The sequence below is a fragment of the Haemophilus parainfluenzae genome (genome assembly GCF_014931395.1).
Lineage (GTDB): Bacteria > Pseudomonadota > Gammaproteobacteria > Enterobacterales > Pasteurellaceae > Haemophilus_D.
The window spans coordinates 552271-576557 of sequence record NZ_CP063120.1; the positions used below are offsets into that span (position 1 = coordinate 552271).

Annotated in this window: 23 protein-coding genes; 9 read left to right on the forward strand and 14 right to left on the reverse strand. The window is 37.7% G+C overall.

The window, feature by feature from the left end:
- Nucleotides 1-82: 82 nt before the first annotated feature.
- Nucleotides 83-694: a 16S rRNA (guanine(527)-N(7))-methyltransferase RsmG gene (rsmG, locus tag INP94_RS02700; RefSeq protein ID WP_197543956.1), complete on the reverse strand. Its 612-nt coding sequence runs from the start codon at nt 692-694 to the stop codon at nt 83-85.
- A gap of 59 nt (nt 695-753) precedes the next feature.
- Nucleotides 754-1110, reverse strand: a complete 357-nt coding sequence (locus tag INP94_RS02705) for a winged helix-turn-helix transcriptional regulator (protein WP_005699328.1) — start codon at nt 1108-1110, stop codon at nt 754-756.
- A gap of 166 nt (nt 1111-1276) precedes the next feature.
- Here INP94_RS02705 and INP94_RS02710 point away from each other — a divergent pair, with 166 nt between their 5' ends.
- Nucleotides 1277-2128, forward strand: a complete 852-nt coding sequence (locus INP94_RS02710; RefSeq protein ID WP_197543957.1) for an SDR family oxidoreductase — start codon at nt 1277-1279, stop codon at nt 2126-2128.
- A gap of 67 nt (nt 2129-2195) precedes the next feature.
- Here the strand turns inward: INP94_RS02710 and mnmG are convergent, their stop codons facing one another.
- From mnmG to INP94_RS02725, 3 genes are all read right to left on the reverse strand, one after another.
- Complete coding sequence (mnmG, locus tag INP94_RS02715; protein WP_197543958.1) at nt 2196-4085, reverse strand: tRNA uridine-5-carboxymethylaminomethyl(34) synthesis enzyme MnmG; 1890 nt, start codon at nt 4083-4085, stop codon at nt 2196-2198.
- Nucleotides 4086-4515: 430 nt separating this feature from the next.
- Entirely contained in the window at nt 4516-4953 is a 438-nt protein-coding gene (mioC, locus tag INP94_RS02720; protein WP_197543959.1) for an FMN-binding protein MioC, read from the reverse strand.
- 51 nt (nt 4954-5004) lie between these two features.
- Nucleotides 5005-5223, reverse strand: a complete 219-nt coding sequence (locus INP94_RS02725; RefSeq protein ID WP_014064476.1) for a cell division protein ZapB — start codon at nt 5221-5223, stop codon at nt 5005-5007.
- 143 nt (nt 5224-5366) lie between these two features.
- On the opposite strand from INP94_RS02725, the gene glpX reads away from it, so the two are divergent.
- A complete protein-coding gene (glpX, locus tag INP94_RS02730) occupies nt 5367-6380 on the forward strand; it encodes a class II fructose-bisphosphatase (protein ID WP_014064477.1) in 1014 nt (337 codons plus the stop codon).
- Nucleotides 6381-6439: 59 nt separating this feature from the next.
- On the opposite strand, the gene mutS is transcribed toward glpX, so the two are convergent.
- Both mutS and INP94_RS02740 read right to left on the reverse strand, forming a co-directional pair.
- A complete protein-coding gene (gene mutS / locus INP94_RS02735; protein WP_197543960.1) occupies nt 6440-9022 on the reverse strand; it encodes a DNA mismatch repair protein MutS in 2583 nt (860 codons plus the stop codon).
- 84 nt (nt 9023-9106) lie between these two features.
- Nucleotides 9107-9823, reverse strand: a complete 717-nt coding sequence (locus tag INP94_RS02740) for an MgtC/SapB family protein (protein WP_014064479.1) — start codon at nt 9821-9823, stop codon at nt 9107-9109.
- A gap of 165 nt (nt 9824-9988) precedes the next feature.
- On the opposite strand from INP94_RS02740, the gene rimO reads away from it, so the two are divergent.
- The 7 genes from rimO (at nt 9989) to INP94_RS02775 (ending at nt 18231) form a co-directional block, all read left to right on the forward strand.
- Nucleotides 9989-11326, forward strand: a complete 1338-nt coding sequence (rimO, locus tag INP94_RS02745) for a 30S ribosomal protein S12 methylthiotransferase RimO (protein WP_197543961.1) — start codon at nt 9989-9991, stop codon at nt 11324-11326.
- 39 nt (nt 11327-11365) lie between these two features.
- Nucleotides 11366-13384 carry a UDP-glucose:protein N-beta-glucosyltransferase gene (locus INP94_RS02750; protein ID WP_197543962.1) on the forward strand — a complete coding sequence of 673 codons (2019 nt, stop codon included), beginning with the start codon at nt 11366-11368 and terminating at the stop codon, nt 13382-13384.
- Nucleotides 13385-13522: 138 nt separating this feature from the next.
- Nucleotides 13523-14638, forward strand: coding sequence for an aspartate-semialdehyde dehydrogenase (asd, locus tag INP94_RS02755; protein ID WP_197543963.1), 1116 nt, complete (start codon nt 13523-13525; stop codon nt 14636-14638).
- A gap of 100 nt (nt 14639-14738) precedes the next feature.
- Complete coding sequence (locus INP94_RS02760) at nt 14739-15128, forward strand: hypothetical protein (protein ID WP_197543964.1); 390 nt, start codon at nt 14739-14741, stop codon at nt 15126-15128.
- Entirely contained in the window at nt 15125-16060 is a 936-nt protein-coding gene (locus INP94_RS02765; RefSeq protein WP_197543965.1) for an alpha/beta fold hydrolase, read from the forward strand. The genes INP94_RS02760 and INP94_RS02765 overlap by 4 nt, the downstream gene beginning before the upstream one ends.
- 170 nt (nt 16061-16230) lie before the next feature.
- Nucleotides 16231-17685, forward strand: a complete 1455-nt coding sequence (locus INP94_RS02770) for a DASS family sodium-coupled anion symporter (protein ID WP_197543966.1) — start codon at nt 16231-16233, stop codon at nt 17683-17685.
- A gap of 111 nt (nt 17686-17796) precedes the next feature.
- On the forward strand, nt 17797-18231 hold the full coding sequence (locus tag INP94_RS02775) for a hypothetical protein (RefSeq protein WP_197543967.1): 435 nt from the start codon (nt 17797-17799) through the stop codon (nt 18229-18231).
- A gap of 91 nt (nt 18232-18322) precedes the next feature.
- Here INP94_RS02775 and INP94_RS02780 read toward each other — a convergent pair whose 3' ends face one another.
- The 7 genes from INP94_RS02780 to INP94_RS10920 all read right to left on the reverse strand — a co-directional run bounded on the left by INP94_RS02780 (nt 18323) and on the right by INP94_RS10920 (nt 24247).
- Nucleotides 18323-18643: a hypothetical protein gene (locus tag INP94_RS02780; RefSeq protein WP_197543968.1), complete on the reverse strand. Its 321-nt coding sequence runs from the start codon at nt 18641-18643 to the stop codon at nt 18323-18325.
- A 106-nt stretch (nt 18644-18749) separates the two neighbouring features.
- Nucleotides 18750-19190, reverse strand: a complete 441-nt coding sequence (locus INP94_RS02785) for a hypothetical protein (RefSeq protein WP_197543969.1) — start codon at nt 19188-19190, stop codon at nt 18750-18752.
- A 10-nt stretch (nt 19191-19200) separates the two neighbouring features.
- Entirely contained in the window at nt 19201-20196 is a 996-nt protein-coding gene (locus INP94_RS10855) for an RHS repeat domain-containing protein (protein WP_197543970.1), read from the reverse strand.
- Nucleotides 20197-20486: 290 nt separating this feature from the next.
- A complete protein-coding gene (locus INP94_RS02795; protein WP_197543971.1) occupies nt 20487-20921 on the reverse strand; it encodes a hypothetical protein in 435 nt (144 codons plus the stop codon).
- Between the two features lie 8 nt (nt 20922-20929).
- Nucleotides 20930-22417: an RHS repeat-associated core domain-containing protein gene (locus INP94_RS10865; RefSeq protein ID WP_269475109.1), complete on the reverse strand. Its 1488-nt coding sequence runs from the start codon at nt 22415-22417 to the stop codon at nt 20930-20932.
- 295 nt (nt 22418-22712) lie between these two features.
- Nucleotides 22713-23225 carry a DUF4303 domain-containing protein gene (locus INP94_RS02805; RefSeq protein ID WP_197543972.1) on the reverse strand — a complete coding sequence of 171 codons (513 nt, stop codon included), beginning with the start codon at nt 23223-23225 and terminating at the stop codon, nt 22713-22715.
- Between the two features lie 11 nt (nt 23226-23236).
- Entirely contained in the window at nt 23237-24247 is a 1011-nt protein-coding gene (locus INP94_RS10920) for an RHS repeat-associated core domain-containing protein (protein WP_197543973.1), read from the reverse strand.
- Nucleotides 24248-24287 lie beyond the last annotated feature (40 nt).

Genomic DNA, 24287 nt, shown 5'->3' on the forward strand with positions numbered 1-24287 from the left:
CAACTTTTAAACCACTAAAAAATGTTAAACAAATCACACTTTTAAAAAAATATTCACAAAATCATCACAAAAAAAGTGTGTTTTATCGTAAAACGATTAAATGTCGTTCACCTACAAGCTCAGGGATATGTAAAGTTATCACGTCTTTTATTTCGAATTTTTTGTCTAATTCTTGAACTTCATCTTCGTGATAAATGCCTTTCAAGGCATAAAAATATCCATCTTTCTTTGGCAAATGATGACACCAATCTGTCATATCTTTTAAGGAAGCAAATGCACGACTTAGTACACCGTCGAATTTTTGTTCAGGTTGGTATTCCTCAACGCGGCTAAGAACGGGTTCTACATTTGTTAGTCCTAACTCACGTACTGCATTTCGAATAAAGCTAATACGCTTACCTAAACTATCTAACAAGACAAATTGCTTGGTAGGATTAATAATGGCTAGAGGCAGACCTGGCAAGCCTGGACCGGTTCCTACATCAATAAAACGATCCCCTTGTAAATAAGGACTAACAACAATACTATCCAAGATATGTTTCACTAACATTTCCTGTGGATCACGCACAGAGGTTAAGTTATAGGCTTTATTCCATTTATTGAGTAATTGCACTAACTGGATAAGTTGATCTTTTTGTCGATCTGTTAATTGAATTTCAGCTTGAGTCAGTAAATTTTCGAGTTTTGCTTTCATTTTTCTATCTATCTTGTCTATTTGTCGTCATTCTACTTGAAAATTCCTACCTTGAAACATTATTTCTTCTGGCTTGCTAAAATATTCCCTAAATTTGTTTCCAACCAGTCCACCAACTCAAACATCTTATTAGAAGCTTCTGTTCCAAATTCTGTTAATGTATAATCCACTTGCGGTGGCACGGTATTATAGGATTTACGAATTAACATACCATCAGCCTCCAATTCCTGCAGGGTTTTAGTCAACATACGTTCACTTACGCCATCAATCGCACGGCGAAGTTCACTAAAACGCTTGGTACCAGAATGCAAACTCACCAACACCAATGCGCCCCAACGGCTGGTTAAATGTTGCAAAATTTGGCGAGAAGGGCAAGCTGAAGCCAGAACATTCCCACGATTTAAATTTTTTTTCATTTTTAATTCCTTAAAAATCAACAAGTTAAAAATTATTTTTTAAAAATTCCAAAACTTACGTTTATGTAAGTACTTCTCAAAAGTAAGTATTGAAATATAATACGCCACATCAAGCGAACAATCAAATGTTCAAATATCATTTCAACTTAACGAGAAGGAAAACATCATGACAACTAAAACTATCGCAATTACTGGTGCAACAGGTCAATTTGGCGCAATCGCATTAGACTTATTAAAAGCAAAACAAGCAAACGTCATCGCGCTTGTACGCTCTCCAGAAAAAATTTCAGGTGTAGAAGCCCGCAAATTTGATTATTCAAAAACAGAAGGTCAAGTAGAAGCATTACAAGGCGTAGATACTTTAATTCTTGTTTCAAGTAGTGAAGTCGGTCAGCGTGCATTACAACACAACAACGTAATTGAATCAGCGAAAAAAGCGGGTGTGAAACATATTATCTATACCAGTTTACTCGGCGCGACAAACGATAATACCGTAAAATCCCTTGCCGGTGAGCACGTTGAAACTGAAGCCGCATTAAAAGCTTCGGGTATTACTTACACTATTTTACGCAATGGTTGGTACACCGAAAACTACACAGCTTCAATTCCGGCAGCATTAGCAAACAATGCTTTCTACGGTTCAGCAAAAAACGGCAAAATTTCGTCTGTACTTCGTGCAGAACTTGCTGAAGCAGCAGTAAACATCGCATTAAGTGAAGGTCATGAAAACCAAACTTACGAACTTGCCGGATCAACCAGCTGGACATTAGCCGACCTTGCAGCAGAAATCAGCAAACAAACAGGTAAAGATATCCCTTACGTGGATATTCCTGCAGCAGATTATGTCGCAGCACTTGTACAAGCAGGATTAGATGAAGGATTTGCAGGCTTAATTGCACAATGGGATGTAGATGCATCAAACGGTGCATTATTCTCAGAAGACAAAACCCTTGAGAAATTGCTTGGTCGTCCAACAGCAGGATTGGATGTAGCAGTGAAACAAGCTCTCGCCCATTAATAAGGTTCTTTAAATTTAATCATAAAAAAGTGCGGTTAGTTTTAACCGCACTTTTCATTTTTAAACATTATTCGCCGCGTTTCAACATACCTTGTTTTTTCAAATTCACCAGAATAATTGAAATTGCCGCAGGAGTAATGCCTGAAATTCGGCTCGCTTGACCAATTGAAACTGGACGATGTTGTTCTAACTTCGCACGTACTTCATTCGATAAACCAGACACTTTGCTGTAATCAAAGTTAGCTGGGATAGCTGTATTTTCGTGGCGTTTTTGTTTTTCAATTTCTTCTTGCTGATGCTCAATATAGCCTTGATACTTAATAGCAATTTCTACTTGTTCTACGGCTTCTCGGTCTTCCATTGCCGGTTTGTATGGCGTTAAAGAAGTTAAAATATCGTAGGTCATTTCAGGACGACGCAATAAATCTTCACCATTTGCTTCACGCACAAGTGGGCTACCAAGTACTTTATTGGCTTCTTCTAAATATTCAGAACGCGGATGCAACCAAATGCTGCGTAAGCGTTGGCGTTCCTGTTCGATATTTTCCATTTTTTGATTGAAGCGAGCCCAGCGAGCCTCATCAATCAAACCTAATTCATGGGCAATTGGCGTTAAACGAATGTCCGCATTGTCTTCACGTAATAATAAACGGTATTCCGCACGAGAAGTAAATACGCGATATGGTTCTTTGGTACCAAGCGTACAAAGGTCATCCACCAATACGCCTGTATAGGATTGATCGCGACGTGGATACCATGCTTCTTTCTCTTGTACATAAAGACCTGCGTTAATCCCAGCCAATAAGCCTTGTGCCGCTGCTTCTTCATAACCGGTTGTACCGTTAATTTGACCCGCAAAGAATAAACCCGAAATCGATTTAGTTTCTAACGTTGGTTTTAAGTCACGCGGATCAAAATAATCATATTCAATGGCATAACCTGGTTTGATAATACGCGCTTTTTCCAAACCTTTCATCGAATTAACAATGCCCATTTGCACGTCAAACGGTAAACTGGTAGAAATCCCGTTTGGATACACTTCATTACTGGTTAAGCCTTCTGGTTCCAAATAGATTTGATGTGAATTACGATCCGCAAAACGCATCACTTTATCTTCAATGGATGGACAATAACGTGGACCGATTCCTTCAATCACACCAGTATACATTGGACTGCGATCCAAGTTATTACGGATCACTTCATGAGTTTGTTCATTAGTGTGTGTAATATAACAAGGAATTTGTTGAGGGTGATCTGACACAGATCCCATAAAAGAAAATACCGGTAATACGGCATCACCATGTTGTTTAGCCAATATATCGAAATTGATCGTGCGTGCATCAATACGCGGTGGGGTACCGGTTTTTAAACGATCTACACGTAAATTCAGATCACGTAAACGATGAGAAAGTGTAACAGCTGCCGGATCACCAGCTCGGCCACCTTCATAATGTTCTAAACCTATATGGATCTTACCCGCTAAGAAAGTACCGGCAGTTAAAATGACCGATTTAGCACGGAATTTAAGTCCCATTTTGGTTTCCACACCACAAACACTATCTTGCTCAATTAAAATATCCGTTACTTCTTGTTGGAAAATATCTAAATTTGGTTGATTTTCTAGTGCGATGCGTACGGCTTGACGATATAACACGCGGTCAGCTTGAGCTCGGGTTGCACGTACAGCAGGTCCTTTACTGCTATTTAAAGTACGAAATTGAATCCCCGCCTTATCTACAGCATGCGCCATTAATCCGCCCATGGCATCCACTTCTTTCACTAAATGGCCTTTACCAATACCACCAATAGCGGGGTTACATGACATTTGTCCAAGGGTATCAACATTATGTGTCAATAATAGGGTTTTTAATCCCATGCGTGCCGGAGCCAATGCGGCTTCTGTACCGGCATGACCGCCACCAACAACGATCACATCATAATTTTCGGTGTAAAACATATCTCTCTCTTCGTCTTCAATTTGATCTTCGATCTAAAAATAGGCGCTATTCTACTGAAAATTACGTGTGCTTGAAAGCAAGAATTCAATCTGTGATAAGAGAAGATCGAATAGGTAATAAAGATAAGATCTATTTATATATAAAGATCTTATTATTGTTACTATTAAGATCCTTTTACCTTGTGAATAAGATCCTTTTCCTTTTTTAAATGAAGAAGTTAGATCGTTTTAGACTGTGTTGAAATGTCGTCAGTTTGGAGGCTTTTCCTTGTGGATAACATTTAATTTTATCCACAGTTAAAACAATCATCATATTTACTCAGTGGAAAAGAACAAGTTTTTGACAGGTTTTATTAAAGTTATCCACAGGTAATTTTTTTGGATAATGGATAAAGAAAAAGCGATAACTCAAATTATCGCTTTATTATGACTAAAGTGCATTTATAAATTGTGGTAGCCAATCTTCAGCAAATTGTTCTTGATCATCAACATGCAAGACATCGATTTTTAAACTGTTGCAAATTTTGACCGCACTTTTTTCACTTAATTGTGTTTCAACTTTATTCACGGCATGACAGAATGTATCGTAATCTGAATTGCCTAAGCCTACAACGGCAAAGCGGAGAGAAGAGAAATCTTTATCTGATGCCGCAATTTGTTCAAAGAGTGGTTTCAAATTATCAGGCAATTCACCTGCACCATGTGTTGAAGTGACAATCAACCAAATATTTTCATCAATCACATCATCAAGTTCTGGTCCGTGGAAAAGTGCGGTAGAAAAATCTTGTGTTTTTAACACATCTTCTAAATGCTCTGCCACATATTCAGCGCCGCCTAATGTGCTGCCTGAAATCACGCAAATATTCATATTGTTTCCTAATAATAAAAAAGGCTTAGATTTTCTAAGCCTTTATAGTCATTATACGTTGTCGAATTTACCCAACAATGAACGAATGTGTTCTTGCCAGTTGCGGTGTTCATTTCTAAGTTGCTCATTTTCATGTTGCAACGCTTCTACCGCTTGTTGAGATTGATTTTTTTGTTCTTTTAATTCTTCCACTTCAAGTTGAAGTAATTGAATGGTTTCTACTGCTTGTCTAATTTTTTCTTCAAGCTGATCTAAAATTTCTAAAGACATAGTGATTTCCTTTTTTAAAATAAGTCCGAAACGGCTTTATTCTACCGACTTAATCCTATTTTTAAAAGCCTCTTGTCAAAATTTATTATGCAAACGTTTGCTTAGTGATAAAATAACGAGACTTTTTGCATTGGGAGAGAAAAATGAATCGTGCATTAGCTATTGAATTTTCAAGAGTAACCGAAGCGGCAGCATTAGCAGCTTATACTTGGCTTGGACGTGGTAATAAAAATGCGGCAGATGAGGCGGCAGTCAAAGCCATGCGTTATATGCTGAATTTAATTCATATGGACGGTGAAATTGTGATTGGTGAAGGAGAAATTGACGAAGCGCCAATGCTTTATATTGGCGAAAAAGTGGGCTCAGGTAATGGTGAGCTCGTTTCTATTGCGGTTGATCCTATTGATGGCACACGAATGACCGCAATGGGCCAATCAAATGCTATTTCTGTGTTGGCAGCTGGTGGTAAACGTACTTTTTTAAAAGCGCCTGATATGTATATGGAAAAATTGGTTGTTGGTCCTGAAGTGAAAGGCATGATTGATTTAAGTTTACCGATTGAACAAAATCTTCGCCGTGTGGCTTCTCGTTTAGGTAAATCCTTATCGGATTTAACCGTGATGGTACTCGCTAAACCACGTCATGATGAAGTGATTAAACAAATGCATAATCTTGGTATTCGCGTGATGGCTATTCCGGATGGTGATGTGGCGGCTTCGGTTTTATGTTGCTTACCTGATGCTGAAGTGGATATGGTTTATGGCATTGGCGGTGCACCTGAAGGTGTGGCAGCCGCCGCTGCAATTCGAGCATTAGGTGGAGATATGCAAGCTCGTCTTATTCCACGCAATGAAGTGAAAGGCGATACGGAAGAAAATCGTAAAATTGCCGCTGAAGAAGTTCAACGTTGTGAAGCCTTAGGTGTGAAGGTCAATGAAATATTAAAATTAGAAGATTTAGTGCGTGATGATAACCTTGTTTTTGCCGCAACGGGAATTACGCACGGTGAATTACTTAAAGGGATTTCTCGTCGTGGCAACTTAGCAACTACAGAAACCCTATTAATCCGTGGTAAATCACGCACCATTCGTAAAATCCAATCCATCCATTATCTTGATAGAAAAGATTCAGAAATCTATGAGATTTTAAGAAATTAGTGAAAATAAAAGAGCGGTCATAAAAAACAATGAATTTTTTGACCGCTCTTTTTTATTTCTTACAGCATTTTCTTCAATTGATACAAATAAGCTAAGGCTTGTTTTGGACTTAATTCATCTGGCTCAAGCTGCTCAATGGCTTCGCGTAAAGCATCAGGCTCCGCTTCAAAAGCCAATTCACCTTGATGTTGATTTAACGCTCTTAAATGTTGAATTTGTTGATCACCATTTTGTGCTGACAATTTTTCTAACTGATGTAATTTTTGCTTCGCCAGTTTAATGACCGATTGTGGTACACCAGCCAATGCTGCAACAGCAAGACCATAACTTTTACTTGCCGCACCGTCTTGAACCGCGTGCATAAAGGCGATGGTATTGTTATGTTCTAACGCATCTAAATGAATATTGGCAATGCCTTCAATTTGTTCTGGCAGTGCGGTGAGTTCAAAATAATGGGTCGCAAATAACGTAAGTGAACGAGTTTTCTTCGCTAACCATTCAGCACAAGCCCAAGCTAAAGAAAGCCCATCATAAGTAGATGTTCCGCGTCCAATTTCATCAATCAGAACTAAACTTTGTGAAGTGGCTTGATGAAGAATATTCGCCATTTCTGTCATTTCCACCATAAATGTAGAACGACCGGATGCTAAATCATCAGAGGCACCAATTCGAGTAAAAATACGATCAATTTGCCCGATAACCGCACTATCAGCCGGCACAAAACTGCCTATATACGCCATTAATGTAATTAAAGCTGTTTGACGCATATAGGTACTTTTACCGCCCATATTTGGGCCGGTAATAATCAGTAAATGACGCTGTTGATTGAGATTCACAGGGTTAGCAATAAAGGGGTCTTTTAAGACTTGTTCCACCACAGGATGACGACCATTTTCAATTTTTACGCCAATTTCATCGCTAAATTGTGGTGCAACATAATTTAAGGTTTCTGCTCGCTCTGCCAAGTTAACTAACACATCCAATTCAGACAATGCCAAACTGGCTAACTGTAATTGACCTAAATGTGGCAACAATAAATCAAATAATTCATCATAAAGTTGCTTTTCTAAAGCAAGTGCCGCCCCTTTTGATTTTAAAACCTTATCTTCATATTCTTTTAATTCAGGAATAATGTAACGCTCGGCATTTTTTAAGGTTTGACGGCGAACATAATGAATCGGTGCTTTATGGGCTTGTCCTTGGCTGATTTGAATATAATAGCCATGCACCGCATTAAAGCCAATTTTTAAGGTATCAATGCCCGTGCTTTCTCGTTCGCGTTGTTCTAAATTTTCTAAATATTGTGTTGCGCCAGCGGAAAGGGTTCGCCATTCATCTAATTCGGCATTATAGCCTTCAGCAATAACGCCACCATCGCGAATTAATAACGGAGGGGTTTCAATAATTGCTTTTTGAAGTAGCTCGATTTGCGCGGAAAAATCACCAATTTGCGTGGAAAGTGCGGTCAAATTTGATGATGGTTTTGTATGAATCAGCGATTTTATTGGTTCAATTTGTTCTAATGCAGTACGTAAACGTGTGAGATCGCGAGGACGTGCAGAACGCAGTGCTACACGGGCAAGAATACGTTCCATATCGCCCACTTGTTGCAAATAAGGCTGCAATTCGTGATATAAGTCTTGCTCAATAATTTCACCAATCGTTTTTTGGCGTTTTAATAGAATGTCTGTTTGACGGATAGGTTGATGAATCCAACGTTTTAACAAACGGCTACCCATTGGTGTAACACATTTATCTAATACTGAAGCAAGCGTGTTTTCTGTGCCACCCGCAAGGTTTTGAGTGAGTTCTAAATTTCGGCGTGTTGCAGCATCTAATTGAATATTATCGTTATTTTGAATGACACTGATGCTTTGAATGTGTGGCAGAGAAGCACGTTGTGTTTCTTTTGCATATTGCAATAAACAGCCTGCTGCTGCCAAGCCAAGAGGTGATTTTTCTACACCAAATGCACGTAAATCTTTCGTACCAAATTGACGGTTAAGTTCTGAAATCGCCGTACTAAGTTCAAATTCCCAAATAGGACGACGGCGTAATCCTTTATAAGGTTCGATAATGGCCATTTCGGCAAAATCTTCACAATAAAGTAATTCTACGGGATTAATGCGCTGTAATTCAGCTTGTAAGGCTTCTTTTGAATGAGGTTCACAAAGCTGAAAGCGTCCAGATGTCATGTCTAATGTGGCTAGACCAAATTTTTCTTTTTCCTGATAAACCGCCACAATTAAGTTATCTTGGCGTTCTGGTAAAAGTGCTTCATCACTCACTGTACCTGGTGTCACAATTCGTACAATTTTTCGCTCAACCGGTCCTTTTGATGTGGCGGGATCACCCACTTGCTCACAAATAGCAACAGGTTCACCTAATTGCACTAATTTTGCTAAATAGCCTTCTACCGCATGATAAGGCACGCCCGCCATGGGTATTGGATTACCTGCTGATTGTCCACGTTTTGTTAAAGAAATATCTAACAACGCTGCCGCTTTTTTTGCATCATCATAAAAAAGCTCATAAAAATCCCCCATTCTATAAAATAATAAAATGTCAGGATTTTCTGCTTTTAACTTGAGATATTGCTGCATCATTGGCGTATGCTGCTCGAAATTGTCTTGTAAATTCATGACGTTATCCAGTTTAGGTATTTAACTTTTTGTCTAGCAAGTAGTGGTTTTACGATAGAAGTGATGTGTTATTTTTAGCTGATTTTAATTTTCTACATCCACACTCAGTACTTCATCTTCTGTTTTTAACAGCGTATAGACATCTTTTAGCATTTCATTATCTATATTGTAGCATCGTACTTGCAAGCGAACTTCGCCGCTAGCTTGATCTTTTACCGATATATTTTCAATGCGGTAATCATGTTTCAGCAATAAATCGGTCACTTTACTGATACCGTTCGCAGAACTCAGTTGAATAGCTAAACGAGTACGCTTTTTATAGGTTTTACGACGAACATAACGTTGTACAATCGGGCTGATACGGATGGCGATTAAAATCATTAAAGTGGCAATAATCGCATCAAAAATAAAGCCTGCACCTGTTGCTACACCGATAGCCGCTGCCGCCCAAATGATTGCTGCAGTGGTTAAGCCTGAAATCGCATCATTTTTCTTGTGCAAAATTACCCCTGCACCTAAGAAACCGATGCCACTGATTACCTGTGCAGCAAGTCGCATAGGGTCAGTTCGAATGTTATCTGAAACTTGCGCATAATGTTCTGCTGCTTGAATGGATACAATCGTGAGTACACAAGTTGTCACTGCAATAATAGCGCAGGTTTTGACTCCAACAGGTTTGTGTTTAAGTTCACGCTCTAAGCCAATAATCCCGCCAAGTACAAGTGCGAGTAGCATTTTCCCTAGGATAAGTAAATAAGCCGTCTGTTCAAGAGCGGTCGAAAAAAGAAAAGAATTTTCCATGTTAATAATGAATATGAGTAAATAAAAAAACGGGCATTATTCTACCTGAAAAAAGAACTTTAATGGGCAAATTTACAATCAATTTACCTTTAATTTATCGCCTTTCGGCTTGAAATTGAGTAAAATCTAAAGTTTTGAAAGATGATGATAGCTGAGAATAAATTTATGCAAAAATCAACGCCGAATATTGGCTTTGTAAGTTTAGGTTGTCCTAAAAATTTAGTGGATTCCGAACGTATACTGACTGAATTACGTACTGACGGGTATAACATTGTGCCAAGTTATGAAAATGTGGACTTGGTCATTGTGAATACTTGTGGCTTTATTGATAGCGCTGTACAGGAATCCTTAGAAGCCATTGGAGAGGCGTTGGAAGAAAACGGACGTGTGATTGTGACGGGTTGTTTGGGTGCGAAAGAAGATCAAATTCGTCAAGTTCACCCGAAAGTATTGGAAGTGAGCGGTCCGCACAGTTATGAAACGGTAATGGCACAAGTACACAAGTACGTTCCTAAACCAGAGCATAATCCTTACACCAGCCTTGTACCAAAACAAGGGGTGAAATTAACACCAAAACACTACGCTTATTTGAAAATCTCAGAAGGCTGTGATCATCGTTGTACATTCTGTATAATCCCTTCATTACGTGGGGATTTAGAAAGCCGCTCTATCACACAAGTATTGGATGAAGCAAAACGTCTTGCTGATGCGGGCGTGAAAGAGTTATTGGTTGTTTCACAAGATACTTCTGCTTATGCGATGGATACACAACGCAAAGAAGGTGGCGTAAAAACGGCCTTCTGGAATGGTATGCCAATTAAAAATGACTTAATGACCTTGTGTAAACAGCTTGGTAAATTAGGTATTTGGGTACGTTTACACTACGTTTATCCTTATCCGCACGTGGATGATTTAATCCCATTAATGGCGGAAGGTTTATTATTGCCTTATTTGGATATTCCATTACAACATGCGAGTCCGAAAATTTTAAAAGCAATGAAAAGACCAGGAAAAATTGACCGCACTTTAGAGCGTATCAAGCAATGGCGTGAGATTTGTCCAGATTTAACTTTGCGTTCAACTTTCATCGTAGGTTTCCCAGGTGAAACAGAAGAAGACTTCCAAATGTTATTGGATTTCTTAAAAGAAGCACAACTTGATCGCGTGGGCTGTTTCAAATTTAGCCCAGTAGAAGGCGCACCTGCAACTGAAATGGCTGACCAAGTGCCTGAAGATGTAAAAGAAGAACGTTTCCACCGCTTTATGCAGTTACAACAAGAAATTTCGGCTGAACGATTAAAACAAAAAATTGGCCAAACGCTTGATGTAATTGTGGATGAAATTGATAACGAAGGTATTATCGGCCGTACAAAAGCCGATGCACCCGAAGTTGATGGCTTAGTTTATATTGAAAATCTAAGTGGCACGCCTGTGAAAGTGGGCGAATTTATTAAAGTAACCATTACCCATTCAGATGAATACGATCTTTGGGGAACCTGTTAATTATTAATCTTATTTATTTTTTACCAAAGGAATTAAAAAATGGCAGAAACACAAAAACAACCAAGTGTTATCCGTTTTGAACAAGAAGTTGCGGCAAAAAATTATGAAGCAGCTTGCGTAGAATTGCTCGATATTTTAAGCAAAATTGATACTAATTTTGGTGGCGTTGAAGGCATTGAAATTGATTATCCTAGCCAATTAAATGATGAATTAGTACAAGATAAAATTAAGCATTTTTGTACCCGTGTAGCGGTAGCAATGAGCGAGCTATTTTCTGATCCTAAATTAGATATTTCTGAAGGCGGGGCACAACGTTTCTTTACCTTACAACGTTGGATTAATATGATTTTTGCATCATCACCTTTTGTGAATGCGGACCATGTGTTGCAAACTTATAACCGCAATCCAGATAAAACTAATTTATCTGATTTCCATTTAGATAATGCAAGATCATCATTAATTAAATTCTGTATTTTGTACTTGCCGGAATCAAATATAAACGTGAATCTGGATGCTTTATGGAATTTAGATCCAGAATTATGTGCATCGCTTTGTTTTGCATTGCAATCACCCCGTTTTATCGGTACTGATCAATCGTTCTCTAAGCGTGGTACGCTTTTACAATGGTTCCCTGAAAAATTAGCGACAATTGAAAACTTAAATAATGTACCGAGTGCAATTTCACACGATGTGTATATGCATTGCAGCTACGATATTGCTGAAAATAAACATTGGGTGAAAAAAGCATTAAACCAAGTTATTCGTCGTCATTTATTGGAAGGTGGATGGACAGATCGCGATGTCACTAAATTAGGTGAGCGTAATGGCAAACCCGTCATGGTGGTGTTATTGGAGCATTTCCATTCATCTCATTCAATTTACCGTACGCATTCCACTTCAATGATAGCTGCTCGCGAACGTTTCTATTTAATTGGTGTAGGTAATGATGCTGTAGATGAAGCAGGTAAAGCTGTATTTGATGAATTTCATGTATTAGAAGGCAATAATGTTGTTTTTAAATTAGATCATTTAAAAGCGATTTGTGAGAAAAATGGCGCAGCGGTTTTTTATATGCCGAGTATTGGGATGGATTTAACGGCTATTTTTGCAAGCAATATTCGCCTTGCACCGGTTCAAGTGATTGCTTTAGGTCACCCTGCTACGACACATTCTGATTTTATTGAATATGTCATTGTAGAAGATGACTACGTTGGTTCTGAAAAATGCTTCAGTGAGCAATTATTGCGTTTACCAAAAGATGCTCTCCCTTATGTACCTTCAGCGCTTGCACCGCAACACGTAGAATATCGCTTACGTGAAAATCCTGAAGTGGTGAATATTGGTATTGCTTCTACCACAATGAAGCTTAACCCATATTTCTTAGCAGCATTAAAGGCTATTCGTGATCGTGCGAATGTTAAGGTTCATTTCCACTTTGCTTTAGGTCAATCCAGTGGTGTGACACATCCTTATGTTGAGCGTTTTATTAAGTCTTATTTAGGCAATGATGCGACAGCTCATCCACATGCACCTTATGATCAATATCTTCGTATTTTGCATAACTGCGATATGATGGTAAATCCATTCCCATTCGGTAATACTAATGGCATTATTGATATGGTGACATTAGGTTTAGTGGGGGTATGTAAAACGGGTGCAGAAGTGCATGAACATATTGATGAAGGATTATTCAAACGTTTAGGTTTACCGGAATGGTTAATTGCAAATACGGTAGATGAATATGTTGAACGTGCAATTCGTTTAGCAGAAAACCATCAAGAACGTTTAGAACTTCGCCGTCATATCATTGAAAATAATGGCTTACAAACCTTATTTACAGGCGATCCAAGCCCAATGGGTAAAGTGTTACTTGAAAAATTTGAGGAATGGAAAGCAGCAAATTTAGCTGAAAAGCCAAAGAAAAAAGCGACTAAATCCGCAACGACAAAAGAGAAGACTACAAAGTCTACCACGACAAAGAAAAGTGCGGTCAAATCTGAAGGTAAATCTGAGCCGAAAAAAACGGTAAAGAAAACCACGAAAAAAGCAGATAAATAATCAATAAATCCCCGAAAGGGGATTTTTTATTGAGAAAAATTAAACAAAGCCTCATTTTTTCTAAAAAAGCTTGATTTTGTGGCGTAAAGCCTGTAATTAATAGACCCATTCAACACAACATAAAATAAGGAAAAACTCATGAAAAACGTCGGTTTTATCGGTTGGCGCGGAATGGTCGGTTCCGTATTAATGGATCGTATGGTGCAAGAGCAAGATTTTGCCAATATTAATTCTGTTTTCTTCACCACTTCTCAAGCAGGTCAAAAAGCCCCTGTATTTGCAGGTAAAGAAGCGGGTGAACTTAAAAGTGCATTCGACATTGAAGAACTTAAAAAATTAGACATTATCGTGACCTGTCAAGGTGGCGACTATACCAATGAAGTTTATCCAAAATTAAAAGCAACAGGTTGGGACGGATATTGGGTTGATGCCGCTTCTGCACTACGTATGAAAGATGATGCTATTATCGTGCTTGATCCAGTAAATCAACACGTAATTTCTGAAGGCTTGAAAAAAGGCATTAAAACTTTCGTGGGTGGTAACTGTACCGTGAGCTTAATGTTAATGGCTATCGGTGGTTTATTTGAAAAAGATTTAGTGGAATGGGTATCTGTCGCAACTTACCAAGCGGCTTCAGGTGCAGGCGCAAAAAATATGCGTGAATTGATTTCACAAATGGGCTTATTAGAACAAGCGGTTTCAAGTGAATTAAAAGACCCTGCTTCATCTATTTTAGATATTGAACGTAAAGTGACTGCAGAAATGCGTTCTGATAGCTTCCCAACGGATAACTTCGGTGCAGCATTAGGTGGTAGCTTAATCCCTTGGATTGACAAACTTCTTCCAGAAACCGGACAAACTAAAGAAGAATGGAAAGGTTATGCAGAAACTAACAAAATCTTAGGTTTAAGCGACAATCCAATTCCAGTAGATGGTTTATGCGTACGTATCGGTGCATTACGTTGCCACAGCCAAGCGTTCACTATCAAACTGAAAAAAGACTTACCGTTAGAAGAAATCGAACAAATTTTAGCGTCTCACAATGAATGGGTGAAAGTAATTCCAAACGACAAAGAAACCACATTACGTGAATTAACCCCAGCTAAAGTAACAGGTACATTAAGCGTACCAGTTGGTCGTTTACGTAAATTGGCAATGGGTCCAGAATACTTAGCGGCATTCACTGTAGGTGACCAATTATTATGGGGTGCTGCAGAGCCAGTTCGCCGTATCTTAAAACAATTGGTGGTGTAAGTTTTACTTTCACTACAAAGGGCGTATTTACTACGCCCTTTTCATTACTACAAAAGATAATATGCTACGATCTATCTTTGTTTTTATTACAATTTCTTTAATGACATTTGTTTTGCAATATTGGTTTGTTTCACGCCTTGGTTATCCTGAAACCTTTGTAACAACATGCCAAAATTACACGGGTGAGTTTTTGTATGAAGCGCGTTGTGAATATACCTTTAATATATTATTTACAACGATAATTGTTGCATTTTTAGCATTGTTTCCTTTTATTATTTCTCAGAAATTATCTTGCTTTATTATCGGTTGTTTATGGCTAGGGCTTTTATGGTTATTGGGTTCAGTTTTTATTACCTTTGATAGTACTGATTTAGGAAATACACTTGAGATTTCAAGCTTATTTCACTATGCTTGGGTTGAATTAAAAATACCTTATATCGTCATATCTGTTATCTCTATCCCTACACTATTTTTTGTTAAAAAATTATGATCAGAGAACCTCATTTTCATCAATTTGCTCTTGCGGAGTTATTGCCTTTTTTTGAGCAATTTCCTACGCAATATCTTTCTGGCGAACGAAATATCAAATTGGCTTATCGTCATTTGGTTCAGCCTGAAAGTGCGGTCAGAAAATTGATGATTTTGGTGAATGGTCGAGCAGAAAATATGCTCAAATGGACTGAGTTGGCTTATGACTTTTACCAACAAGGTTATGATGTTTTGCTTTTCGATCATCGAGGACAAGGCTATTCACAGCGTATTATTCCTCAAAAAGGGCATTTAGATGAGTTTCGTTTTTATACCGATGATATGGCAAAAATCATTGAAAAAACGACCGCACTTTGTGCTTATCAAGCGCAATATATTCTCGCCCACTCCCTCGGCGCGTTAATTTCCACCTATTATCTGGCCAATTACGATCACCATATTAAAAAGGCAGTGCTTTCTTCACCTTTCTTTGGCGTTCCAATGAAACATCCATTACGAGATGAACTCATCATTGCAATGATGATGGCATTTGGTCAAGGGCATCGTTATGTTTTCGGCAAAGGACATTACAAACCAGCAGATTTAAATCTTAATGAACTCAGCCATTCTAAAACGCGAATGAAATGGATGAACCGAGTTAATCGAAAACGCGCTGCTATTCACTTAGGCGGCCCGACTTTCCGTTGGGTACATTTGTGTTTAAATGCAATCAAAGCGCTCCCTAAAATTATTCCAAGAGTGGAAACACCTGTGCTTATCCTACAAGCGGAAAAGGAAAAGATTGTAGATAATAAAAATCTTGAAAAATTGACCGCACTTTTTCCGCATGCAGAATCCATGCTTGTACCTCAAGCAAAACATGAAATCCTTTTTGAAAAAGATAAGGTGAGAAAAGCCGTGCTTGAACGCGTGAATCAATTTCTTCATTCTTAAAGTTGTTTTTTAATCTGCATCAAGTTTTCATCAAATTTTATTAAAAACATCGCTTAAATCTTTACTCGTACTAAATAAGTGGTATCTTTATAACCGCTTATTTAATCGATTGCGTCACGGTCGTTATACGTGATGAATTATTTTTTGTTCATTTATCTAGGAGTTATCCTATGGAAAGTAAGATTCCAGCAGTAGAAGTCAAACTTGGCTTTAAATGGCAGGGGCTGCTGATTGCCGTCATCATTGGTTTAGGGATTTGGTTAATCCCAACACCAGAAGGTTTGTCCGCAAAAGCCTGGGGAATGCTGGCACTGTTTGTCGCAACCATTGTGGCTATTATCGCGAAAGCCATGCCTATGGGTGCTGCAACCTTGGTGGCATTGGTGATCAGCGGATTAACTGGGCTTACACCGATTTCACCAAAACAAGGTGATGTTGGTATGTTATCTGGCTTTGCGAACGGCACCATTTGGTTGATTGCTATTGCCATGTTTTTATCTCGTGCGGTGATTAAAACCGGTTTAGGTAAACGTATCGCGCTGTACTTCGTTGGTCGTTTTGGTAAAAAAATGATGGGCGTGGCTTATGGTATGGCGTTGGCTGATGTTGTTATCGGTCCAGGGATTCCTTCGGCTTCTGCGCGTGGGGGCGGTATTATGTACCCAATTATGCAATCTATTGCTGATGCGTATGAGTCCAAACCAGGTCCAACCGCTCGTCGTGCGGGTGCATTCTTAGCGATTGCGGTCTCTCAAATCGATACGATTATTTGTACCATGTTCTTAACCGCCATGGCGGGTAACCCGTTAATTGCAGAGCTTGCGAAAAGCCAAGGTGTAGAAATCACTTGGATGACATGGTTCTTAGGGGCAATCGTACCAGGTATTGTGAGCTTAATCGTCTTACCTTATTTCGTGTATTTAATTTATCCGCCAGAATTAAAAGATACGCCTAAAATGGCGGAAATGGCACGTGAAGAATTAAAAAGCATGGGTCCAATGAGCAAAGCAGAATGGATTCTTGCCCTAGACTTTATCCTTCTTTTATTCCTTTGGACGGTGGGTGATTTAGTCTTCCATATCCCTGCAACAATTTCAGCGTTTATCGGTTTAGTGATTTTATTATTAACCAATATTATGAGCTGGAAAAATATCGTGGCAGAAACCACCGCATGGGATACGATGTTCTGGTTTGCGGTATTGGTGATGATGGCAAATGCACTCAATAAATACGGCGCAATAACTTGGATTTCCACCCACATTTCCTCATCTGTAGGCGGTTTCAGTTGGCCAGTTGCCTTTACTATTTTAGTGTTGGTGTATTTCTATACCCGCTATTTCTTTGCTTCAGCCATGGCGCATATTTCTGCAATGTATCTCGCTTTCGTGGCAGCGGCTATCGCTGTGGGTACACCACCAATCATTGCTGCAATTGGTTTAGGTTACACCTCAACATTATCCATGAGTTTAACACAATATGCTGGTGGTCCTGGTCCTGCTTTATACGGCTCAGGTTATAACTCAACCGGTCAATGGTGGGGCGTGAGCTTTATTGTTTCCATCCTTTCATTAGTGATTTGGTTTGGTGTGGGTGGATTATGGATGAAACTACTTGGCTGGTGGTAATCCTTATTAATTCATAAAAATCCCTAAAAAACGACCGCACTTTGATTTGAATCTCAAAAGTGCGGTTGTTTTATATGAGTTTTTGGCTCTTTTATAAAAGATTTAATACTTATGGAAATTTTAGTTTTATTTGTTGTTCTTATACTTTTGTCTTCTTTTACTGTCATTCCATTTATACGTTTTCTACAAACTAGAGGGAATCAAGAATTTGAAGGTGAAAAACTCATTCCTTTTAGTTGTGGGAAAATATTTAGCGCTGAGCGTTATTATTTCAATTCCAAAGGTATTTTTGTCTTTAGCGCAAGAACACTACTTCATCACTACCAATTTGAAGATTTATTGGCTTTAGATAAGAGTGGTCTTTCTGTCAATTATCAGAAATATTGGTTTATGCTCATTAAAACACCTGAAGGAAAACGACTTTATCGGTTTGTGCCAAAGGATACGATTTTTAATAATAACTTCACCCAGTTTTATCAGTTCTTAAAACAAAATTACCCACAACCAGTTAAAGGTAAGTGGTATAAGTGGTTTCCTGGGATTTAACTTATTGATTATTCAAAGCAATGATTGACTAGAATAATGACATATGTTGGAAACTTGCACCATTATGTGGATTCAACCAACAAGATATTTATTAAAGTATAGAACGAAAAATGTATTCTAGAGTAACTTTTTCATCTGTGTCGCAATCGACTAAATAGTAATTATATTTACTTAAAATTGATTTTATTGCAGAAAAAATATTCTTAGAAAAACAATTTATAGCAACGAAAATAGATTTCTCTTCATCTGTATAAAATCTTATATCGTATGGAATATTATGTTCTGATTCATGGTCTATCCAATCAATATAATCTTTTGTAGTAGATGTACATAATTGACTAGCTCTTAAATCTGTTGAAATTAAACTGGTAGATTCTTTTGAATCTAAATTTATAATGTATTCGAAGCTCATTTCACTAAAAAACACTTAGAATTTTGACCGCACTTTTGTTTGACATTCTTTACTTTTTAAAGAACTAAAATAGGTTCGTGTGTGGGAACACGCGTTATTAGAAAGCCTATAATTGATTTATAATTGAGTATAATGCTCCAAAACCATGAATTAATTGTTTATTATATTTTTTTCTATCTTCATTTGAGATTACACCAAGATTAGTATCTAGTTTCCATAAGCTATTTCCAATTAATCTTAATGTAAGATCTTTTTCGGCTTCTGTAACAGGTTGATTTCCCACAATTTCCCAATACCCATTCTTTAAAAACTGATTTCCAGTATAGAATATTGTATTAGTAAATTTTATTTCATTAATACTATTAGGGTTAGGTATTTCGCTAAAGGTATCATGAGATATAATAACTCCTATCGCTTTTTTAGTTATTTTAGACAAGAACACGACTTTTCCTAACCTAATTTGGTTCTTTAGAGATAATGTTTCTTCACCAATTGTTACATCTGAAAAGATGAAAACGTCACCTTCTACTATTTTTTTATTTGCCATTTCATACTCCTTATAATCTATTTAATGCATCTTTTAATATTTCTTTTCCCCAGCTTTTAGAGTCACCAGCAATATCATAAATTGGTGAATTCGGATTAGTTCTTGAATATGATTTTATTAATAACGCTGAATTAGCATTTGTACTCTTAGGACCGCCAAACATTCCCATAAGTTTTTGCTCTAAATACTTAGCCTCTGCCTTAGTTAAATTATTGTCAAAAATAATATCTTGAGTTAATCCCATTTTTTTAGGGTCTGTAGCATGTTTTGCACCTCGAGCATAAACATCACCTCTTCCTACGTATTTAATATTACCCGCTGTATCCCTTAATACATATAGTCCTTGCCCATTTAATTTGTCATAGTTAGCTCCAGTTCCCCCAGCTTTACGAGTTGAAGGTAGTCCTTTACACCTTGCCAACCCAAACGGATCTAACCAATCCCAAGGATTATGCACATAAGCATAAGGCGCTTCACCGCCCGCTAACCCAATCGGGTCGGATTTTAGATAACATCCACTTTGTGGGTCGTAATATCTAAAACGGTTATAGGCTAATCCACTTTCTTGGTCAAAATATTGCCCGGCAAAGAGTAGGTTTGGGTTAAGCGGTTCGGCTTGTTTGCTTTCCCAACTTTCGAGCAACGGCAATCCCCATAAACTGCTAGGGGCTTTACGCCAAGTGCGTTTACCTTGAGGATTAAATAAAGCAAGTGGCTGACCGTTAGGCTGGCAGACTGCGTAGTTTGTGGTTTGCGTCCAGGTTTTGTGATGATTGCGTAGGTCGGTTTTAAAGTAACTGTCCTGTTGTGCAATCAGCTCCCAACCATTGAATACGTTATGCCGTTGGCTTTCTAGTGTGTTATGGCGCTCAGTTTCTTGGTAAGCAACTTGGTCGCCATCCCACAAGTAAGCAGTTTTTATGTTTCGTTGCGGACAAGCTTTCTCAATGCGTCGACCAAGAGCATCATATTTATAATACCAAACTTCGCCCCATTCATTGGTCAAACTTTCTAATTGATTATTGCCATTCCAACGATAATAAAGGGTTTTAACTCACAATTACTGAGTGAGGATAAGATTAAGGTTGCTTTGGTGGTTGATTTTATTGCCGATTAATTAGGAAAAGTGAGGTCAGTTTTTAGGCGTTTTTCACTAGAAAACACTTTGAATTCTAACCGCACTTTTATGGAAGATACAAGATTCTTAGTTAATTAAAATAAAGATCATATCAAGAGGATACTCTCTAGTAGAGAGAAACAACTAGCAAGTTAGCATTATCAAAACAAACGTATTTTTTATATGTTAGTTAGTAAATAATGAACAGCTGCTAAGCCAGCTATGCCTTGATTTTTATATTTTTTGTAATCATCATCTGTACAGATTCTAATTTCATCATCTTTTATCATTATGGCATTTGCAACTCTACGTTTAGTCAGAGTAATTTCATTATTTGTTATATTTTGATAGCCTATAATTTTCCAATTACTATTCTTTAGTTCTGAATTTCCAGTATAAATAACGTTCTCAAGAAACTTGATTTCATTTAAATTTTCTGGAATGGTATTAAAAGTATCTTCTGAAGGAATAAATCCTATCATATCTTTAAATAAAGATGATATATAAATTAATTTACCTAATCTATATTTATTTTCAAAGCTAAAAACTTTTTTACCTACCTTTATATCATTTATAAAAAATAAATCACCTTCTTTAAACTGTATTTTTTTCATTATATTTCCTATAGTTTCTTTAAAATATCATTAAATATTTCTCTACCCCAACTTGAAGTATCCCCTGCAATATCATATGTTCCTGCTTTTGGATTTGATGGAGAATAAGATCTTATTTTATTCAGAAGATTTGTTGCTGGATTGGTAGATTTTGCTCCACCTAAATGATCCATTAATTTTTGTTCAAGATATTTTGCCTCTGCTTTTGTTAAGTTATTACGAGCCAATATTTCTTGAACTAGATGGCCTTTGTCAGCTGATGCTTGATGAGCTATACCTCTTGCATAAGCATCTCCTCGTCCAACATATTTAATTTTATTTGTTAGTGGATCTCTCAATACATATAATCCTTGCCCTTTGGCAGGATCATAGTTTTTACCTGTCCCCCCAGCTTTTCTTGTTGATGGTAATCCATGACATCTTGCCAACCCAAACGGGTCAATCCACCCTATCGGATTATGTACATAAGCATAAGGCGTTTCACCACCATTCAACCCAATCGGATCAGAGGCTAAGTAGTTCCCACTCTGCGGGTCGTAGTATCTAAAACGGTTATAGGCTAATCCACTTTCTTGGTCAAAATATTGTCCGGCAAAGAGCAGATTTGGATTTAACGGCTCAGCTTGTTTGCTTTCCCAACTTTCGAGCAGTGGCAAACCCCATAAACTACTCGGGGCTTTTCGCCAAGTGCGTTTACCTTGAGGATTAAATAAAGCAAGTGGCTGACCATTAGGCTGACAGACCGCATAGTTTGTGGTTTGCGTCCAGGTTTTGTGATGATTGCGAAGGTCAGTTTTAAAGTAACTGTCCTGTTGTGCAATCAGCTCCCAACCATTGAATACATTATGCCGTTGGCTTTCTAATGTGTTATAACGCTCAGTTTCTTGGTAAGCAACTTGGTCACCATCCCACAAGTAAGTAGTTTTTATGTTTCGTTGCGGACAAGCTTTCTCAATGCGTCGACCAAGAGCATCATATTTATAATACCAAACTTCGCCCCATTCATTGGTCAAACTTTCTAACTGATTATTACCATTCCAACGATAATAAAGGGTTTTTCCCCTAAAACCGTCTTTAATGGCGGTTTTCTTTACTAAACGCCCGGCTTTATCGTAGCTGTAATAATCATTGCCAATGCGATTGAGTTTATTGCCTTGTTGGTACAAATCCAGGTTATCAATCTTAATTTGTCCATTGTAACGATAATCATCCGCCTGAATATATTGTCGGCTAATATAACCACTTTGGTCATAGTGATAGTTTTCACGGGTTTGATATTGGCTAATCACTTGGGTGATTTGGTTATTACCATTAACCACAAATCTCAAGGATTCGATTTCATCATTCGCGGCAATCGTGTTTAAGGCTTTATCGTATTGATAGGTACGATTTAGTTCAGCAAAAGTAGGGCTATCAATACCTGTTTGTTTTAATGCTTGGCTATCAAAGTGATGTGTTGGCTCATAACCGGCACGCTGACGAATCGGCAGATTCATTTCATTGAATTGCTGATTGAGGATAAATCCTAGGTTGGAGTGACTGGAAAATAGAAAAAGTGCGGTCAGTTTTTAGGGTATTTTCAATAAAAAAACACTCTAAATTTTGACCGCACTTTTGTGGGTATTTCTTAGTTTTTAAAGAACTGTAGTAGATAAAATAAAGGCACACGTCGGGAGAGGCGTACCAGAAAGGGTAGTTATCAAGCTATATTAATAAGACGATTTTGCCCTTTTCTCTGATTTCGAATATCTCTGGTTGGAAATGTATATCATCAGAAAGAAATGATAGGAATCATAACTCATTTTTAACAAAATCCTTTAATTCACTATTAATTTTATCAGAATTTAATTCCCTATTATCTTTTAGTATATCCTTTCCATTATAATTATCACTTTTCATAACTAAATATATGTTAGATTCCTTTTTAGGAAAGACTCCAGTTGAAATACAATATTTCATTGCTTCAATTAGTTGTTTATATAAGTTAGGTATTTTAGATCTTTCCCCAAATTGAATTTTTCTTAGTTCTTCTTCTATCTCTTTAAAAAATGTATTGTTGTATAGTATCTCATCCTCCTCTAACTTAATAGTTTCACTATACCATTCAGAAGGCATGAATTTAAAAGTTAAGGGATATTCAGGATCCAGTGTATGTGTATAATAACTATTAGTATTAAAAAGAAGAGATAAAGACATAAGATCCTCATCTGTATATAAACAAAATGAATTAATGTCATTCCAATAATCTTTATTTTTTAAATAATTAACTAAGTTTTGAATGGATGATATGATTTCTTCTCTCATAAATAACCTCTTTAAATGGCATCATTTGCAAATAATTTGCCTAATTCAGAAAGTGTCTCTTTTATTGATTTTCCATTATTAACAGCATCACGTAGAGCCTCATTAACTTTTTTGGCTGCTGCTACAGTATGGTTTTTATTTGGAGCCCATACAAGATTTTCAATTCCGTATTTTGGATTTATTCCTGCTTCTCTTAATATTCGTTGGCTATCCGCTATGTATTTTTTAGCAGCAGCGGGACCTTTTTGGAAAACAATATGATGGGCGTGGGGGCGAACCATTCCTGGTGGTGGTTTAGTTCCTGATAATTTAGCAAAATACTCTCCCCACCCTGGAGTTGCTTTTGACATTTTGCCCGCATCTATTGCTTTCAGACCTTGTTTTCTAAACTCCAAATATCTAGCATACCTATCAGCTAGTCTATCACACCCAGCCAGCCCAAACGGATCAATCCATCCCATCGGATTATGCACATAAGCATAAGGCGTTTCACCACCCGCTAGTCCAATCGGGTCGGATTTTAGATAGCAGCCACTTTGTGGGTCGTAATATCTAAAACGGTTATAAGCTAATCCACTTTCTTGGTCAAAATATTGCCCGGCAAAGAGTAGATTTGGGTTCAGTGGCTCAGCTTGTTTACTTTCCCAACTTTCGAGCAAAGGCAAACCCCATAAACTACTTGGGGCTTTTCGCCAAGTGCGTTTACCTTGAGGATTAAACAAAGCAAGTGGCTGACCGTTAGGTTGGCAGACGGCGTAGTTTGTGGTTTGCGTCCAAGTTTTGTGATGATTGCGCAAGTCAGTTTTAAAGTAACTGTCCTGTTGTGCAATCAGCTCCCAACCATTGAATACGTTATGTCGTTGGCTTTCTAGTGTGTTATAACGCTCAGTTTCTTGGTAAGCAACTTGGTCACCATCCCACAAGTAAGTGGTTTTTGTGTGTCGTTGCGGACAAGCTTTCTCAATGTGTCGACCAAGAGCATCGTATTTATAATACCAGACTTCGCCCCATTCATTGGTCAAACTTTCTAACTGATTATTACCATTCCAACGATAATAAAGG